The sequence below is a fragment of the Kamptonema animale CS-326 genome, assembly GCF_028330895.1.
In the GTDB taxonomy this organism is placed as follows: Bacteria; Cyanobacteriota; Cyanobacteriia; order Cyanobacteriales; family Microcoleaceae; genus Kamptonema; species Kamptonema formosum.
This window is the reverse complement of record NZ_JAQMUA010000381.1, coordinates 1-16,937: the sequence shown is the minus strand read 5'-3', so window position 1 is coordinate 16,937 and position 16,937 is coordinate 1. Positions and strand designations below refer to the sequence as shown.

At 43.5% G+C, this 16,937-nt stretch carries 9 protein-coding genes and 1 tRNA gene; 2 read left to right on the top strand and 8 right to left on the bottom strand.

All coding sequences use genetic code 11. The features are described from left to right. From PN499_RS22430 to PN499_RS22420, 3 genes are all read right to left on the bottom strand, one after another. Positions 1-796 (bottom strand): condensation domain-containing protein (locus PN499_RS22430; RefSeq protein ID WP_272034782.1); only part of this gene is annotated, 796 nt, incomplete at its 3' end. Between the two features lie 44 nt (positions 797-840). After that, positions 841-1,662, bottom strand: a complete 822-nt coding sequence (locus tag PN499_RS22425) for a HEAT repeat domain-containing protein (RefSeq protein ID WP_272034780.1) — start codon at positions 1,660-1,662, stop codon at positions 841-843. Positions 1,663-1,672: 10 nt separating this feature from the next. Beyond that, entirely contained in the window at positions 1,673-6,502 is a 4,830-nt protein-coding gene (locus tag PN499_RS22420; RefSeq protein WP_272034778.1) for a non-ribosomal peptide synthetase, read from the bottom strand. Between the two features lie 248 nt (positions 6,503-6,750). Between PN499_RS22420 and PN499_RS22415 the strand changes: the two genes are divergently transcribed. Then, positions 6,751-7,854 carry an alpha/beta fold hydrolase gene (locus PN499_RS22415; protein ID WP_272034776.1) on the top strand — a complete coding sequence of 368 codons (1,104 nt, stop codon included), beginning with the start codon at positions 6,751-6,753 and terminating at the stop codon, positions 7,852-7,854. A gap of 131 nt (positions 7,855-7,985) precedes the next feature. Here the strand turns inward: PN499_RS22415 and PN499_RS22410 are convergent, their stop codons facing one another. The 3 genes from PN499_RS22410 to PN499_RS22400 all read right to left on the bottom strand — a co-directional run bounded on the left by PN499_RS22410 (position 7,986) and on the right by PN499_RS22400 (position 13,711). Further along, a complete protein-coding gene (locus PN499_RS22410) occupies positions 7,986-11,318 on the bottom strand; it encodes a non-ribosomal peptide synthetase (protein WP_272034775.1) in 3,333 nt (1,110 codons plus the stop codon). Between the two features lie 153 nt (positions 11,319-11,471). Next, positions 11,472-12,923, bottom strand: a complete 1,452-nt coding sequence (locus PN499_RS22405; RefSeq protein ID WP_272034773.1) for a hemolysin family protein — start codon at positions 12,921-12,923, stop codon at positions 11,472-11,474. A gap of 95 nt (positions 12,924-13,018) precedes the next feature. After that, complete coding sequence (locus PN499_RS22400) at positions 13,019-13,711, bottom strand: hypothetical protein (protein WP_272034771.1); 693 nt, start codon at positions 13,709-13,711, stop codon at positions 13,019-13,021. A 171-nt stretch (positions 13,712-13,882) separates the two neighbouring features. On the opposite strand from PN499_RS22400, the gene PN499_RS22395 reads away from it, so the two are divergent. After that, positions 13,883-13,955: transfer RNA gene (locus tag PN499_RS22395), tRNA-Ile, on the top strand. A 147-nt stretch (positions 13,956-14,102) separates the two neighbouring features. Here the strand turns inward: PN499_RS22395 and PN499_RS22390 are convergent. Further along, on the bottom strand, positions 14,103-15,293 hold the full coding sequence (locus PN499_RS22390; protein WP_272034769.1) for a hypothetical protein: 1,191 nt from the start codon (positions 15,291-15,293) through the stop codon (positions 14,103-14,105). 13 nt (positions 15,294-15,306) lie between these two features. Further along, positions 15,307-16,773: an MBOAT family O-acyltransferase gene (locus PN499_RS22385; RefSeq protein ID WP_272034767.1), complete on the bottom strand. Its 1,467-nt coding sequence runs from the start codon at positions 16,771-16,773 to the stop codon at positions 15,307-15,309. Between the last annotated feature and the right edge of the window lie 164 nt (positions 16,774-16,937).

The following is a 16,937-nucleotide window of genomic DNA, read 5'->3' as shown; positions in this document are numbered from 1 at the left end:
TTAACGAGTTTAGCTGCTCGCGCAAAAGCGACGACAGCGTTAGAAATTGTCGAGCGCCGCAGTAGGTGGGAACGGGCGACCTGGGGTGCGCGATCGGCAAATTTAGGAGGTCAATTCCTTTTAAATTTTGCCGCCAATAAGCTAGCTCAGTTTCTAATACTTCACCTTGCAACCATTGGTGCTGCCATTCTGCAAAGTCGGCGTATTGAAGGGGGAGTTCAGGCAGCGAAGAAAGCTGGTTTTTTGCAAAAGCTTTGTAGAGCGATGTGAGTTCACTAATTAACACGGCAATCGACCAACCATCAGCAACAATGTGATGGAAATTTAGCAAAAGCACATATTCTGCTGTCCCCAATTGCAGCAGCTTTACTCTCAACAGCGGGCCTTTTTGTAAATTGAATGGTAGCTGCGATTCTGCAATTGCCCGTTGCTTTACAGTAGTTTCTTGCTGAGTTAGCGGTAAATTTTGTAAGTCAACTTTGGGAAGAGATACAGTTAATTCTGAGGCAATGATTTGCGACAATTGCCCTTCTACCATTACAAAAGTTGTGCGTAAAATTTCATGGCGGCGGACAATTTCGTTGAATGCTTGTTCTAAGGCGGTTAAGTTGAGGGAACCTGTTAAGCGGAGTGCGGTGGAGACATTGTAGAAAGGATTGCCAGGAGCGAGGCGATCGAGAAACCAAAGCCGCTGCTGGGCAAAGGATGCGGGGAAGACTAATACTTCTGTTTCTGGCTCCATATTTAGTTTTTTCTCATCAGTTTTGATGCAGTGGTTTTCTATGTTGCTGCTCATTAGCGGTCTTCTCTCACTCATAATTATGCCAAGATTTAGATAATCTACAAACTATTTTTTAAATTGTTTATGAAGTTTTCTAACTCTTCACTGGTATATGTATGTAAATTGCGAGCGTACATATAATTACAAAACTGATTGCCAATATTATTAAAATGCAAAAATATGCTGATTTTTTTTAATTCTTTACTCTGTTGTCTGTACTCAGCCTTCGATATATTTTCTTGATGCTTGCGACGCTGCAATTCTAAAAATTGATAATTATATTCTGCTTCTTCTCTCACCAAACTATGTGCATCGCGTCGAAGTAGATCGCATAATCTGTGTGCCCTCAAAAAATCTTCATCATTTGGCGAGTTGCAACTAAATTTCCCCAAAACATCCACAACAGCCCACCGAGTTATATAGCGATCGCTGACTGCCATACTGTTAATTACATCCCAGGGATTATTGATGCCTAGCCAAAATAACTCTCCTATAAGTCGCGGCAGTAAAATGGGGTCTCGATCGCGCAGTTTATAAAAGGCATTAAGCATTACTGGTATGCTGTCGTAGCTGCATATTTTTCCTAGTGTATAAACTGCGTCTTTGCGGATGAAATGGTTATCGGCAAAAAGCAAATTTTCGAGTTCTGGGATAATAGCTGACTTTAGCTGGCTTTCCCAAGATTGTCGGCAAATATGATTTTTAGAACAACTCAGGACAAAATCTCTAATAAAAAAACAAGTATCGCTAATAATTTCGCGTTCGTTACTTTGGAGTAACTTAATGAGAGAATTAACAGCCCCAGGCGATGTAACAACATCAGCCATGTACTCTGTATCTCCCAAGTAGTTAATATATTTAGATATTTTAATCTCAAACATTTTTAAGTATTTAATAAAAATTCTTACTTTCTTTGTTCAGCGATGATAGCTTCACGCGGCGATGCTCGCGAGAAACAGGCACTAAAGCAGGAGCTTTAATTTGAGCATTTTTATCTTTCAAACTATCAACAATCTCAGATAATTCTGCAATTGTCGGCGCTTCAAATACGCAGCGCAAAGGCAATTCAACCCCGCAAGCATCGCGCACCCTAGAAACAAGCTGAGTTGCTAACAGCGAATGGCCGCCCAATTCAAAGAAGTTGTCGCGAATACCGGCTCGTTTTATTCCCAAAATTTCTAGCCAAATTCTCACTAAAACTTCCTCAGTTGGTGTTTGCGGTGCGGCATAACTTCCAGCCCATTCTAACTTAACAGGTTCCGGTGTAGGTAAGGCACGCCGATCGACCTTTCCATTTGGTGTCAACGGCAGCGATTCCAGCACGGCAAAAGCTGCTGGGATCATATATTCTGGCAGCTTTTCTGCTAGGTAGGCTTGCAGTTCTGGCACTAATTTACGAGCGGCTTTAGTTTGCAGGGGGTTGTTAGCATAAGAGTGCCAAGGGCGCAGGCGATCGCCTGTTTCTTCTGCCGTAAAACTTCTCTCTTCTCCCCGTACAAATACTACCTCGTAGCAGCCTTTATTGCTAGGATTAGACCAATTAATATTAACTGTATATGGTACATCCAAAGCATACCATGTTTCCGGTTCTATTCCTAAATTAGGAAGTTCTTGCAAAGCTTTTTGCAACTGAAGTGCTGTTTTAAATTTATCGGAATTAGACAGCCACTCTGCCGCCTGAACTGCTGCCGCAACTCGCGCGTTCGGCACATTGGCAATCTTTAAAATATCCGGTTTATTTTCAACTAAAATCTGGCGCACTTTTGCCGCCGTCAAATCTTTATTTTGAGAAGACCAGTTCAACCATATCTCTTTTTCCTCTCTCCTTCCCCCCCTTACCAAGGGGGGGGAGGGCATATCTATTTCACCCGCCCGATGAAGAATCACATTATAACGAAACTGAGTTAATTCATTATGAAATGTACCGCGTAGCAGTTGAATTTCTACGCCGCTAATTTGCGGAAATCGGTGCTTTAATGCCCTAAAGAAATCCGGGTCAATGACTAATTCTGTTTCTTGAAAAATTTGCATTTGTACCCGCTGCTGCAACTGTTCGATAGTCGCCGAAGGGGGCGATCGATACAATTCCACCGCCGCATGAAAAGCTGCCAATAAAGGCAAGTTTCGCACGTCGCCGATGAAAATGCTACCGCCAGGAGCCACTGCTTTTAGAGCTCCTTCTAGCACCTGCAAAAGATAGTCAATGCTGGGAAAATACTGCACTACAGAATTGAGAATTACTGCATCAAATGCTGCTGTTTCTATGCCCTCAAAATCTGCCGCCATTTTTTGCAACAGCGTTACATTCGCCAAGTCGCGATCGCGCAAATGCTGCTGAATGTAATTAATCGACTGCGGCGAAAAGTCCGTACCCCAATACTGCGTGCAGTGTGGGGCAATTTGGAACAGCAGCAAGCCCGTACCGCAGCCAATTTCTAATACTCGATTTGGCTGTAATTTCAAAATTTGGGCAGCTTGATTATTTGCCCACTCGCGTATTTGTTCCGCCGCGATCGCCTCCCCGGTATAACTGCTATTCCAACCTGTAATATTGAACGTTGGATCTATACCGCTAGCAGGTTGTTTGTAAGTTTCACCGTACAGCATTTGCCATTGCAAAACTTGCTCCGCCTGTAATTGCTGAATGTCGGGTTCTTCGGCAAAAATGTCTTCAGCATTCAGGGCAACATAAGCAACTAAATGTTTTTCTCCCTCCCCATCTTGGGAAGCTATGACTACAGTTTGCTGCACCGCTGGATGCTGAGCCAATACTGCTTCAATTTCTCCTAATTCGATACGGAAACCCCGAATTTGTACTTGTTCGTCGAGGCGACCTAAAAACTCCAGATTGCCATCGTTTCGGTAGCGAACTAAGTCACCTGTTTTGTATAGTTGGGAATGTTCTCTTGGCTGTTCTAACTCAGACTGGATAGCAAAAGGATTGGGAATAAATTTTTCTTGAGTTAATTTTGTTCGGTTGAGATAGCCCCTAGCAACTCCGCAGCCACCGAGGTACAATTCGCCAGCAACACCAACGGGTAAGGGCTGCAAATACTTGTCCAATATATACACTTGAACGTTAGCGATCGCGCATCCGATCGTGGGTGCTGTATCCGCTTGCTCCCTAACAGGAATTGTGCCGGAAGTTGCTACAACAGTAGCCTCAGTTGGGCCGTAATTATTCACTACTTTAAAAGGATGCTTCGCTGAAGGATACTGGCGGAGTTTATCGCCTCCTGTCAGCAAAATTCGCAAAGCAGAATCAGCCGGCCAATCTAATAGCAAAACTTGTTCGGCTAAAGGTGTTGGCAAAAAGCTAACAGCGATCTCATTTGATAGCAGCCATTCCTGCAACCGATCGGGCGATCGCCTAATTTCATCCTCAGCAAAATAAATGCTAGCCCCCGCAGCCAAATAAGGCCAGATTTCCCACCCGAAAGCATCGAAAGCAATCCCAGCAATCTGCGAGGCGCGATCGCACGCCGAAATTGCAAACTCTTGCTGATGCCAAAAAATCAGATTTAACAAGCTACGATGCTCGATTTGCACTCCTTTCGGCTTGCCAGTGGAGCCCGATGTATAGATGACGCAAGCCAGATTTGCTGCAACTGGGGCGATCGCACGATCGGGATTTTGTCGATCGCTACTCTCCCCACTCTCATCCAAATCAACCACAATCGGATTGTAAGTTTCTCCGCTTTCACTACGACTTTCGCTATTAGCTTGGAGGTTAAACCCTTGGTGAGTAAGCACTACGGGGACATGAGCATCTTCTAACATCAAGTTCAAGCGATCGCGCGGATAAGTCGGATCTAAAGGCAAGTAAGCTCCACCCGCTTTCAGAATGCCCAGCATCCCGATAATCGCATCAGGCGATCGCTCTACGCAAATCCCCACCAAAACTTCCGCACCCACCCCGATTTTTTGCAAATAATGCGCTAATTTGTTGCTGCGGATATTTAGCTCTCGATAGGAAATCTTTTCCTCTCCAAATACTAAAGCTACCGCATCGGGAGTTTGCTCTGCTTGAATTTCAAATAACTGGTGAAGGCATAAATCTTTTGGATAATTAATTTGATTTTTATTGCATTTAACTAACAGCAAATCTCGCTCAGCGTCGGTCAAAATTTCTAAATTGGCAATCTGCCCATCGGGATTAGCAACAATACTTGACAACAGGGTTTCAAAATGCCCCAGCATCCGCACAATAGTAGCTTCATCAAACAAATCCGCGCTGTAAATTACAAAACCGCTAATGCCATCCGCACAATCAACCCACAGCTTATTATCGGGCGATCGCTCCCACAAATGAAACTCCAAATCGAACCTAGCTGTCCCAGCATCCAACTGTTGCGGCCTCAACGTCAATTCCGGCAATTCTAATTTGTCCGCAGGCGCATTTTGCAGCGCAAATACCACCTGAAATAAGGGATTTTGGTTCAATGCGCGATCGGGATGCAGTTCCTCAACTAGCTTTTCAAACGGTACATCTTGGTGCGCGTAAGCTCCCAATGCCACTTCTTTTACCCTGTTTAAAAGTTCCCGAAAAGTTGGGTTTCCCGACAAATCGGTTCGCAGCACCAAACTGTTGACAAAGAATCCAATTAAGGATTCAATTTCACTGCGGTTACGGTTAGCGATGGGAGTTCCAACTGCAATATCTGACTGCTGTGAATATCGGAAAAGTAGCGTTTGAAAAGCCGCCAGCAACGTCATAAATAACGTTACTCCTTCACGCTGGCTGAAAGCTTCTAAAGCCTCGCTTAATTGTTTTGGCAGTTGCAAAAATAGCCGTTTTCCTCGGTAACTTTGCACCGCAGGCCGGGGTCGATCGGTCTGCAAATTCAACATAGAAATACCCTCTAACTGCCGCCGCCAATAAGTTAATTGAGTTTCTAAAACATCACCTTGCAGCCGATCGCGCTGCCACCTGGAAAAATCAGCATACTGAATAGATAATGCAGGTAAAGGCGAAGGTTTTTTACTAGCAAAAGCCGGATAAAGCGCCCCCAATTCCTGAATTAGCACCCCGATCGACCACCCGTCAGAAACAATGTGGTGCATATTCAGTATCAGCAAATATTCAGCTTCATCTAACTGCAATAAATTCACTCGCACCAGCGGGCAGACTGATAAATTAAAAGGTCGCTGCGCCTCCTCAGTTATCAACCGTTCGACCTCAATTTCTCGTTTGGCTGACGGCAAATTTTGCAAATCCCAAAGCGCGATCGCCACATTAACAGCCGCAGCTATCTTTTGAACTGGCTGCCCGTTTACCGCAGCGAAAGTCGTCCGCAAAGCTTCGTGTCGGCGCACAATTTCATCAAAACTTTGTTGCAGCGCTGCCAAATCGATCGCGCCCGTCATCCGCACCGCAGCCGGAACATTATAAAATGGATTATTCGGTACTAATTTATCCATAAACCACAGCCTCTGCTGTGCAAAAGAAAGCGGTATAATTCCCTCCCGCGAAACAGGTACGATGTTTGTAGTAGTAGAATTAGCAGCTTTTAAAAATGAAATAATCTCATATTTTTTGTTCAATATTTCCGTCCGCATTTCCGCAGTCATAACTCCTTCAGGAGCATTGCAGCGCAGGGTTTCACCCTCGATAAAAACATTAATATCGAGACTACGGAGGCGCGATAGGAACTCAACCAAACTCTCCTTGATGGAATCTGCAATTTGTGGCGGTAAACTCGACATTTTCGGCTCCAGCATTTTGAGTTATCTTGCGATCGCTTTGACCAACTAATAAAATAAATTTTACAACCAGATAAATAATATTAAATTCGGTTAAATTAAGGCGCTACAGCTAAGGACACGGCAGCGCCATCTCCCTACAAATATAATGTGCAATTAACCAGACTTGATATCAAACTTTATCTCATTCGTAGCCAATTTTGGTCTAACTTAAGTATGATCCTGTTGGACAAACCAACAAAAATTAGAGCGCAAGGTTTTAGCTTATGCCGTTCATGCCACTCAATTTTCTACTCGTATGGCTGATGGGACTGCTGTCCTTCGGAATACTTGGTGGAGGTATCTACATTCTTTACGAATGGTATATCGGCGAACTTGTAGCCACGTCCTACTTAGTTAGCGGAATATTAATAGTTCTTTGGTCTTTTGGCGGTCGTTTTATTAGCTTACCGCTATTTCGTCGCCCCGGAACTGACGAACCTAAGCCAACGCGGACGGGTACAGTGCAGCGGTTAAAAAGACCAGATGGCACTGTTTTACAAGTAGAATTCTACGGCCCAGAAGACGGACAGCCGATTATTTTATCGCACGGTTGGGGGCCAAATAGTATGGTTTGGTATTACGTCAAAAAGCAATTGAGCGATCGATTTCGAGTGATAGTTTGGGATTTGCCGGGACTAGGAAAATCCACTCGACCGAAAAACAGCGATTACTCCTTAGAAAAACTTGCCCGCGATCTTGAAGCCGTGGTTTCCATAGCTGGAGATCAACCAGTTTTCCTGCTAGGACACAGCATGGGAGGCATGATTTCCCTAACATTTTGCCGCTTGTTTCCAGAACATCTCGGCCGCCGAGTAGCTGGTTTAATCCTGGTAGATACCACTTATACAAATCCTCTCAAAACCAGTATTTTTAGCGGTTTGTTGTGTGCTTTGCAAAAGCCTTTGCTCGAACCGATATTGCACATCGCCTCAATTCTTTCCCCGGTTTTGTGGCTGATGACCTGGCAGAGTTACCTCAATGGTTCGCTGTACCTTAGCGTCGAAATATCGGGATTTAAAGGCACAGAAACTCGCGGTCAATTGGACTTTTCAGCATTCTTATCAGCCTTGGGTTCCCCCCGCGTTCTCGCACTCGGCACGCTGGCGATGTTCAAATACGATGAAACAAAAACTTTGGCAGGAATTCGCGTTCCTGTGCTGGTTATCTGCGGCAATTCAGATATTGTCACTCTCCCCGCTGCTAGCCAGCGGATGAAAGCAGAATTGCCTGAAGCAGAATTGATTACTTTAAAGCTGGGGGGACACATGGCACTGATGGAGAAAAACCAGGAGTTTGCGGAAGTTATTAGAGCTTTTTGCGCTTCGTGATAGTGACTTTTCGCTATAGTCAACCTCCCTGATAAATCCTGCCCATCCATGAAAGTCATTTTTTATTGTGGGATGGGCCGGAGAACCCGTCCTAGTTATTTTCGCAAACAGCAAACAATCGGTGTATTGCGTCAAAATTCCACATCTTCTCTAGCATCTACTGTCTGCTGTGAAACCTGTTGATTTTTCGCCGCCCAACAAACAGTCTCAATGTATTTTGCTAGACTTGCCGTTGTTGGGGACTCAAACAAATTTCTGACCGACAATTCTATTTGAAAAGCGTCTCGGATGCGGGAAATTAATTGAGTTGCCAGCAGCGAATGTCCGCCTAATTCAAAGAAATTATCGCAAACGCTCACTTGCTGTTTTCCCAAAACTTTAGCCCAAATTTGGGCAAGCACTTCTTCAACTTCAGTCCGAGGCGCTACATAATTTTCTTGGCGATCGCCTGTTTCTGCATCTATCTTAAGTAACACCGCACGATCGACTTTGCCGTTAGGAGTCAGGGGCAAAGATTCCAGCACGGCCAAAGTTTTGGGAACCATATATCCAGGCAGTTTCTGTTGTAAAAATTGCCGCAAATTACCCGATTGCAGTTGATTAACTTGCAGTTTGTAATTAATGCTATGGAGAACAATATAAGCAGCCAGATATTTGTCTCCCGGAATATCTTCTCTAACAATTACCGTCGCTGCTTTCACTCCTGGGTACTGATTGAGCATTGCTTCAATTTCTCCCAATTCGATTCTGTACCCGCGAATCTTTACCTGGCTGTCAATGCGACCTAAAAATTCGATATTACCATCGGGAAGGTAGCGGGCTAAATCGCCAGTTTTATAAAGTTTGGCATCCCTTAATTCTCCTAACTCAGAATTAGCAGTAAAAGGATTAGGAATAAATTTTTCTGCTGTTAAATCGGGACGGTTAAGATAGCCCTCAGCGAGTCCATCGCCGCCGACGTGCAGTTCGCCCGGAATCCCGATCGGTACTGGTTGCAAATAGTTATCTAATATATAAATTTGCGTGTTTGCAATCGGTTTGCCGATGGGGACTGACGCTGCTTGTTCCGGTACATCTCCCACGCAGTAAAAAGCAGAAAATGTGGTGTTCTCTGTCGGGCCGTAAACGTGAATTAAATGTTCTGGCGGCCCTTTTTGGAGGACTTCTCGGACGCATTTTGGATCGGCAACTTCTCCTCCAAATAATAAATACTTAAGCGAATTAAATGCTTGCGGAACACTTCCAGCCGTTTTTTGGAATAAGGCAGTAGTTAAAAATAAAATAGTAATACCTTGTTGGCGAATTTCGGAAGCTAACTCGCGGGGCGAAAGCATTGTCTCTGTATTAATTACCACTAATTGTGCTCCGTTTAGCAAAGCTCCCCAAATCTCGAATGTAGCTGCGTCAAATGATGTGTTTGAGACTTGGGCAACTTTATCTGAAGGTAAGATTTTTATGTAATTTGTATTAATTACCAGCCGATTAATAGCTTTGTGGGGAACTGCTACACCTTTAGGTTTTCCAGTTGAACCGGATGTGTAAATAATGTAAGCTAGATTGTCTGATTTTGCGGTGTTGGTAAGATTTTCTATGCTTTCTTTGGCGAAAATTTCCAGATCGTCCAGACAGACGATCGCGCCCTCAAATCCTGTAAAATTCTCCGCCAACTTTGACTGTACCAGTAATACATTAACTCCGGCATCTGCTAACATAAAATTGAGCCGATCGCGCGGATAACTCGGATCTAAAGGCAAGTAAGCTCCCCCAGCTTTCAAAATGCCCAACATTCCGATAATTGTATCGCGCGATCGCGCAGCACAAAGCCCCACTAAAACACCCGCACCAACACCCAATTTTTGCAAATAATGTGCTAGTTGATTGCTGCGATCGTTGAGTTCTCGATAAGTGAATTGTTGACCTGAAAAAGTTAGCGCGATCGCGCTCGAATTTTGCTCAGCTATCTCCTCAAACAACTCGTGTACGCACCTATTTCTCGGATAATCTCTCCGAGTATTATTCCCTTCAATTAACAGCCGATGCCGTTCAGCTTCGCTCAATAAAGGCAAGTTAGCAATTCGCTGTTCTGGGTTAGCAACAATGTTTAATAAAAGTATTTTGAAATGTTCCAACATCCTGCTAATTGCATTTCGATCGAATAAATCCGTGTTGTAGATTGCCACACCTCTAAAACTGTCCGAATACTGCCAATCTTTTCCATAGAAACCCCTGAAACTATCCGCAGCATCCCACAAGTGCAATTCCAAATCAAAACGTGCTGTTTTTACTTCCAAATTGACATAACTCAACTCTAATCCGGGCAACTCTAGCTGCTGTGACGGCGCATTTTGCAGGCTGAATACCACCTGAAACAATGGATTTTGATGCAAAGAACGCTCCGGCTGTAATTCCTCCACCAGTTGCTCGAAAGGGACATCTTGGCGGGCATAAGCAGACATTGTTACTTCCCGAACGCGGCTTAAAAGTTCTCGAAAAGTCGGGTTTCCTGATAAATCAGTTCGCAGCACTAAAGTATTGACAAAAAAACCGATTAATCCTTCAATTTCGCTGCGGTTGCGGTTAGCGATCGGGGTGCCAATTGCCAGATCTTCCTGTTGCGAATAGCGGTACAGTAACACTTGAAATGCTGCTAGTAAAGTCATAAATAAAGTCGCCCCTTCTTGCTGCGACAGCGCTTTCAATTCGCTACTTAACTGCGGCGGTAGCTCAAAAAATTCAGTAGCTCCCCGGTAGCTTTGTGCGGCTAATTTAGGTCTAGCTATCGGTAAATTTAACGCCTGAATACCTGTCAACTGCTGTCGCCAATAAACTAACTGGCTTTCTAATACTTCCCCCTGCAAACATTCGCGCTGCCATTCCGAAAAATCGGCATATTGCAGCGGTAATTCTGGCAGTTCAGAAGAGCGCCCGTCTACCAAGGCCGTATAGATAATTCCTAGTTCCCGAATTAATACTCCAAGCGACCAATCATCCGCAACAATATGGTGCATATTTATTAATAAAATATGCTCGGTTTCCGACAAACAAATCAGCACGCCCCGTAGCAGCGGCCCTGTTAATAAATCAAAAGGTTGCTCCGCCTCCAGTTCTGCTAATTTCATTGATTCTGTTTCCCGTTTTTCTGCGGGTATTTTTTGCAAGTCGGATATATTTAAAACAAACTTTAAATTCGGAGAAATTACTTGTATAGGCTGCCCGTCTACCGCCGCAAAAGTTGTCCGCAAAACTTCATGCCTGCCCACAATTTGATCTAACGCCCCTTCTAGACAATCATGGTTGAGTACACCTGTCAAACGCAGTGCAGTTGTCACATTATAGAAAGGATTGTTAGGCGCTAATTGAGCGAGAAACCACAGCCGTTGCTGAGCAAAAGATGCCGGAAACACAAACACTTCTGCTGCTTCCGAAATATTGAGTTTGTGTCGATTGTCAAAAAATTCACTCATCGCTATCGAATTCTCTCAAGGAATAGTCGGTGAATTAATGAAGAAAATAAGATTTAATCAGCGCCCATCCTTCCAGAGGGGACACAGGGCTATGTCCTTGATTTTATCAAGCTTATGAATCTTATTGTTACTCCTCCAGGTGTAAGTTCTGCTCTAATTCCTATGGTCTAATTCACTATTAATATCGGGATTGTTGGCAGACTGGCCTGGTGTCGTCTGACTTCCATCTTTTGGCACAGTATCAATCAAATTCTGAGTACCTGAACTGTCCAATATGCGAATCCGAATTTGGTCTAAGCGTGCTCCAGAAGCAGAAATCACAGTAAATTCCAGATTTCCATAGACAAATATTTCCCCAAGAGCAGGAATAATTTGTAATTCGTGGATCAGAAAGCCCCCCAGAGTTTCGTATTCATCAGCGATGGGCAAATTGAAATTCAATATTTCATTAACAGATTCTAATTCTAACTGGGCCTGCACCAAAAAAGTCCGGTCATCTAACATTTGCAGATCTACTTCTTCCATGTCTGATGATTCGCGACTTTCGCCGATAATTTCTGCAATCAAATCCTTAATAGTAACTAACCCAGATGTTCCGCCATATTCATCAACTACGATCGCCATTTCTTCGGGCGATCGCTGCATTAAAGGTAACAATTCGCTCAAAAGCATCACCTCCGGCACAAACCTAATTGGACGAATCCAAGGGTCAATTAGCGTCTGGGGGGAAAGCAAACCTTGAGCTAGGGGTTTAGCGAGTTGCTTGAAGTCAACAAGGCCAACAATCTCGTCTAAAGATTCCCCAAAAGCAGGATAGCGGGAATGTCCAGAAACAGCTATTTCATCTAGCAGCATTTGAAAGGTAGCAGTTCTAGGAATTGCCACAATGCTAGTACGAGTAGTCATCACTTCTTCGACTGAAACCGCTCCAAATTCAAAGACATTATTGAGTAGTTCTCGCTCCTGGGCCTGCAAACCTGTTGACTCAGTGGAGGTAGCAATTATGAGCTGCAATTCTTGGGAAGTAACTGGTCGATGCGGAACGCCGTATTCCATGCCCAGCACGCGCAGTAACCAGCGGGTAGATTGGTTGAGAATCCAAATAAACGGGTTAAAAAAACGAGCGATCGCTAAACTGGGAGGCCCTAAAACCTTCGCTAACTGTTCTGAATGCAACAAAGCTATTGATTTTGGTAGGAGCTCTCCCAGGACAATTTGTAAGTAAGCCAGGAGGAAAAAAGTTAATATTGATATACCCAGAGAATGAGCGATCGCCTCGCTAATATTCGGTGGTAGCGGCAAGTAAGCCAAAAACCTTCGCACCAGAATCGCCATCGTCCCCTCGCCAATCCAGCCGAGAGCCAAACTAGACAAAGTAATTCCTAACTGTGTAGTCGAAAGGAGACGTTCGATTCTGCGCTGTAAATATTGCACAGTCTGAGCTTCTAAATCGCCCACCGCAGCTAAATGATTGATATGCGATCGCCGTACCGAGACAATTGAAAACTCCGCCGTGACAAAAAAAGCATTAATAGCAATCAGCAGTAAAACTGCCAGCAGCCGTAACAGCGCATCTGTCCAAGTAAGGGCAGGTAAGCTAGGCATTCCTAGCACCGCCTTCGACAACCACAACAGGGGCAACCATCTTTGATCTTCTTAATCAAGTTTGAAAATACTATCACCGCTCGTTGAGAACAACTTTATTTCGGGATTGAAATCCCCGATATCTGTAGCTGGAGTTTTTGATTCGGATAATCCGTCAGCGTCAGCGAAAGTTGTTTGGCATTGTCCAGCAAAGCTGTGGGAATACTCACCGTCCCGTAAAACACCTGCCCATTAGGTGGCAATTCCCCTGGTAAATCTTCAGCACTAGCACTCAGGGCTCGATTTTGGTCGTCGGTGACATTCAAGAAACTATAGAGAAAGCGGACAGATTGCGAGCCTTCGTTCTTCATGCTTACATCCAGCAGCAGAGAACTGCCGCGTTCGCGAATGGAACTCACCTCCAGCGTTACGCCCCCGTCGCGACTATTAATCGGAAACTTCGTCTTGGCATTCTCCTGCTTAACGGGTTTTTTCGCCTGGGCAGATTTAGCCGTCGCCTTGTCTGCATCCGCATTGCCCTTAGCAGCCCCCTTCTCCACATCACGGCCTTCCATCCGTGCTTTGACAGCTTTAAGAATATCCTTCTCGTTCAGTATAGATACTTCCTCGCGGGGATTTGAACTACCCTTAGTGCCACCCGCGTTGTTACCGGGGCGGACATCTGGTTGAGTAATTCCTTTCAAAGCTTGGCGACCTACAGTAAAACCCCATGAAGCACTCGTCAAACCGGCTCCAAACATGAGGGTGAGTAGAATTAAGGTCAGAACTACAGTTGAATTCAATGCCATTGCCTGTAAAGTTATGCCAAATCGCCCTGAAAACTGCTATTTGCTACAGATAGCCTGTAACTCGCAGCGATGCCAAATCAACCAGCGGCCGATTGGCGATTTATATTTCAGTTATCTAGTTTTAGCACGGACTGGCAAATTGTGTTATCATCTGATATCATCTAAACTAAAGCGCCTTTGGCCGATTGGGGAGGCAGCGAGCTCATAATTCGCTTTCAGACTGGTTCGATTCCAGTAGGGCGCACTTAATATCAACCGCCAAGGCGGTTTAAGAGGGGCTAGGGGCTAGGGTAAGAAGGGGAAGAAGGGGGAGAAGGTAATAGAATTAGCGAGTTTGGTGGAATTCAGAATGTCCTAACTGCCTTGGCGACTGCTATATATCCAACCCTGCTTACTTTAAAAAGTTCTCTACACCGTTGCAAAACTCGCAATTCGGGTTAGGCTCTAAATTTTTCACAAGTTGCACCGTATCCGGGTTATTTTTCGCCCAAAGTTCGCGATCGCTCCGAATTTTAGCGAGCTGAGCTTCAACATTGTCTGCTGTCAGCAACACCCCAAAATCTCTAGGCTGAGTTTCTTCTCGGTATTGGAAAATCCTATTTATTACCAAATCTCCCACTTCTTTGCGGTAATGGGAGCTTTCTATATAATTTTTCATATTATTACTAATAGGTTCAGTTGTAATACTATTGTAACCAGAAAAATCCCAGACGGTAGCCATTGCCACTATTCGGCGCTTCCACTCTTCAAAAACTGGCCAAAAACCCGCATCCCGAATAACTTCCCATTCAGTAGCATGACAAGGTGAAATGAACAATTCTAATTTAATACCCCGTTGCCGACAAATATCTATCAGACTTTTTAAGTCATTCATATTTGACTCTGAAAGTTGGTAAGTCTGATAAAATTCTGGTCGAGTACGAAAAGCCTTTAATACTTCCACAAAAATAATTTCTTGCGGCTGATTGTGATAAGTTTCTCGAATAAAGTAAGGAGTATCACGCATCCCATTCGGGTAAAAATGACCTGTCGCATTAGGCTCATTTCTATTACGAATTATTGTCAGCTTACTAGATATCAAAGCATCTAAAGAAAAAAGAACTTCCCAGGCATCTTGAAAAGTAATGCTAGTTTTTTCTAAGCGACTTTCCCGGAAACTAGGGGTAAGCTTCCCAAACTGATTAAACATAAAAAAATCTAGACCTAAAACCACTAACTTTAAATCGGGTTGATTAGCGATCGCGTGTTGCAAATAGCGCTTAGCTTCATAGATATTTCCCCCAGTAATTCCCAGATTATAAACTGGTTGGTAATCCTCCAAAGCGGGATGATTTGGATCTAAACCAACTTCAGCTCTAGAAGAGCCTAAAAAAACAGATTTGGGGGTGAGTTTAGTTATAGCAAGAGCTTTAAATAATCTGACGTGATTGTGATTTTCTGATTTTACCTTATTGAAACCAACAATACTTAAATTGCCCATCACACCGTAGGGATCGACCAAAAAATTAAAGGCTCCAACTAACCCCATTAAGAAGAATACAACTGCCAGGAAACTAAAAATATAGCGGCGGTAAGATTTCATGATTTAGCTCACCTTAAAATTGAAAGTACAGAAACTCAGAGACGCGATTTAGAGAAATTAAACAGAAAACTGCTAAGCTAGCTGTCACTACCATCCATATCTGTGTTGGCTTAAACCGCTGCATAAATTGTTGCGTATTTGGTGATAGGGTAACGCACAGCAATAGTCCAATCAATACAATTGCTGTATTTCGCAAACCCAAGCTAGGTAGATACGCTAGTTCTTTAAACTGCACTCCTAGCGGAGTTAAAAAATTGAGTTGGGATTCAAAAGAAGTGGGCAATATAAAGCCTTTCATTCCTACCATTGCCTTCAAAATTTCTTTGGCAGTGTGAATATTATGAGCACGAAATAGTACCCAACTAGCTACAACAGCTAAAAATGTCAGCGTCCAACATAGCAATTTTGGCAAAGAAATATTTAGCTTGCGCCATAGTTGATGAATTACCAAAAATAACCCGTGTATTCCTCCCCATAAAACAAAAGTCCAGCCGGCACCGTGCCATAGTCCACCTAACAGCATAGTTATCATTAGATTAACATAGCGGCGAATTTCACCTTGGCGATTACCACCTAAAGGGATGTACAAATAATCACGGAGGAAATTAGAAAGGGTAATATGCCACCGCCGCCAAAAGTCAGTAATTGATGTGGCTTTATAGGGAGAGTTAAAGTTATAAGGTAGAGGAATATTAAACATCCATCCCAAGCCAACTGCCATATCTGAGTAGCCAGAAAAATCAAAGTAAAGTTGCAATGTATAACTAAGCGATCCTGTCCAAGCTTCGAGGAAACTAACATTACTTGCATTGCTGAAAACGGGGGCTACCCAAGGAGAGATATTATCTGCTATAATTACCTTTTTGGACAGTCCAAGGATGAACATCGTTAAACCCATAGCTACATTTTTATGGGAAAAAACAAAAGTTCGTATTTGCCGTAATTCTGGAATTAGTTCGTTGTGGCGCAGGATGGGCCCGGCAATTAGTTGGGGAAAGAAGGAAATGAATAGACTATAGGAGACTAAATCATATTTATATTTTTCGTGTTCTCCCCGATAGACATCTACGAGATAAGCAATTTGGGTGAATGTATAAAAGGAAATTGCTAGAGGTAATGAAATCTCAGAAATTGACCATTCGGTGTGAAAAAGCTGATTCCAAGAAGTGACAAAAAAATTGGCGTATTTGTAATAGCCAATATTTGCTAAATTCAAAATGATGCCAACCCAGAGTAGAGTTTTGGCACGCTGATGATTGGACAGGCTTCGCTGGATTTCTTCACCTATATAATAGTTAAAAATCACGGAAACCAGCATGATAGGCAGATAGGAAATATTCCAGTAAGCGTAAAAAAACAAGGAAGTGAAGGCTAGCCACCAAATCGCACCTTTGATTAAATGAAACTTGCAGAAAGCAAAAAATACAATAATAGTAATTGGTAAAAAGCCAAAGATAAATACGTAAGAGTTGAAAAGCATAGTAGATACACTATTGGTTTGGTAATTGGTAATTGGTAATTGGTAATTGGTAATTGGTAATTGGTAATGGCTAATTGCTAATGGCTAATTGCTAATGGCTAATTGCTAATTGGTAATGGCTAATTGCTAATTGCTAATTACCCATCTCCCCATCTCCCCTATCT

What these genes read in the sequence shown, in the direction of transcription:
- PN499_RS22425 (WP_272034780.1), bottom strand. Translation starts at nt 1,662, where the DNA reads ATGTTTGAGATTAAAATATCTAAATATATTAACTACTTGGGAGATACA.
- PN499_RS22420 (WP_272034778.1), bottom strand. Translation starts at nt 6,502, where the DNA reads ATGCTGGAGCCGAAAATGTCGAGTTTACCGCCACAAATTGCAGATTCC.
- PN499_RS22415 (WP_272034776.1), top strand. Translation starts at nt 6,751, where the DNA reads ATGCCGTTCATGCCACTCAATTTTCTACTCGTATGGCTGATGGGACTG.
- PN499_RS22410 (WP_272034775.1), bottom strand. Translation starts at nt 11,318, where the DNA reads ATGAGTGAATTTTTTGACAATCGACACAAACTCAATATTTCGGAAGCA.
- PN499_RS22405 (WP_272034773.1), bottom strand. Translation starts at nt 12,923, where the DNA reads ATGCCTAGCTTACCTGCCCTTACTTGGACAGATGCGCTGTTACGGCTG.
- PN499_RS22400 (WP_272034771.1), bottom strand. Translation starts at nt 13,711, where the DNA reads ATGGCATTGAATTCAACTGTAGTTCTGACCTTAATTCTACTCACCCTC.
- PN499_RS22390 (WP_272034769.1), bottom strand. Translation starts at nt 15,293, where the DNA reads ATGAAATCTTACCGCCGCTATATTTTTAGTTTCCTGGCAGTTGTATTC.
- PN499_RS22385 (WP_272034767.1), bottom strand. Translation starts at nt 16,773, where the DNA reads ATGCTTTTCAACTCTTACGTATTTATCTTTGGCTTTTTACCAATTACT.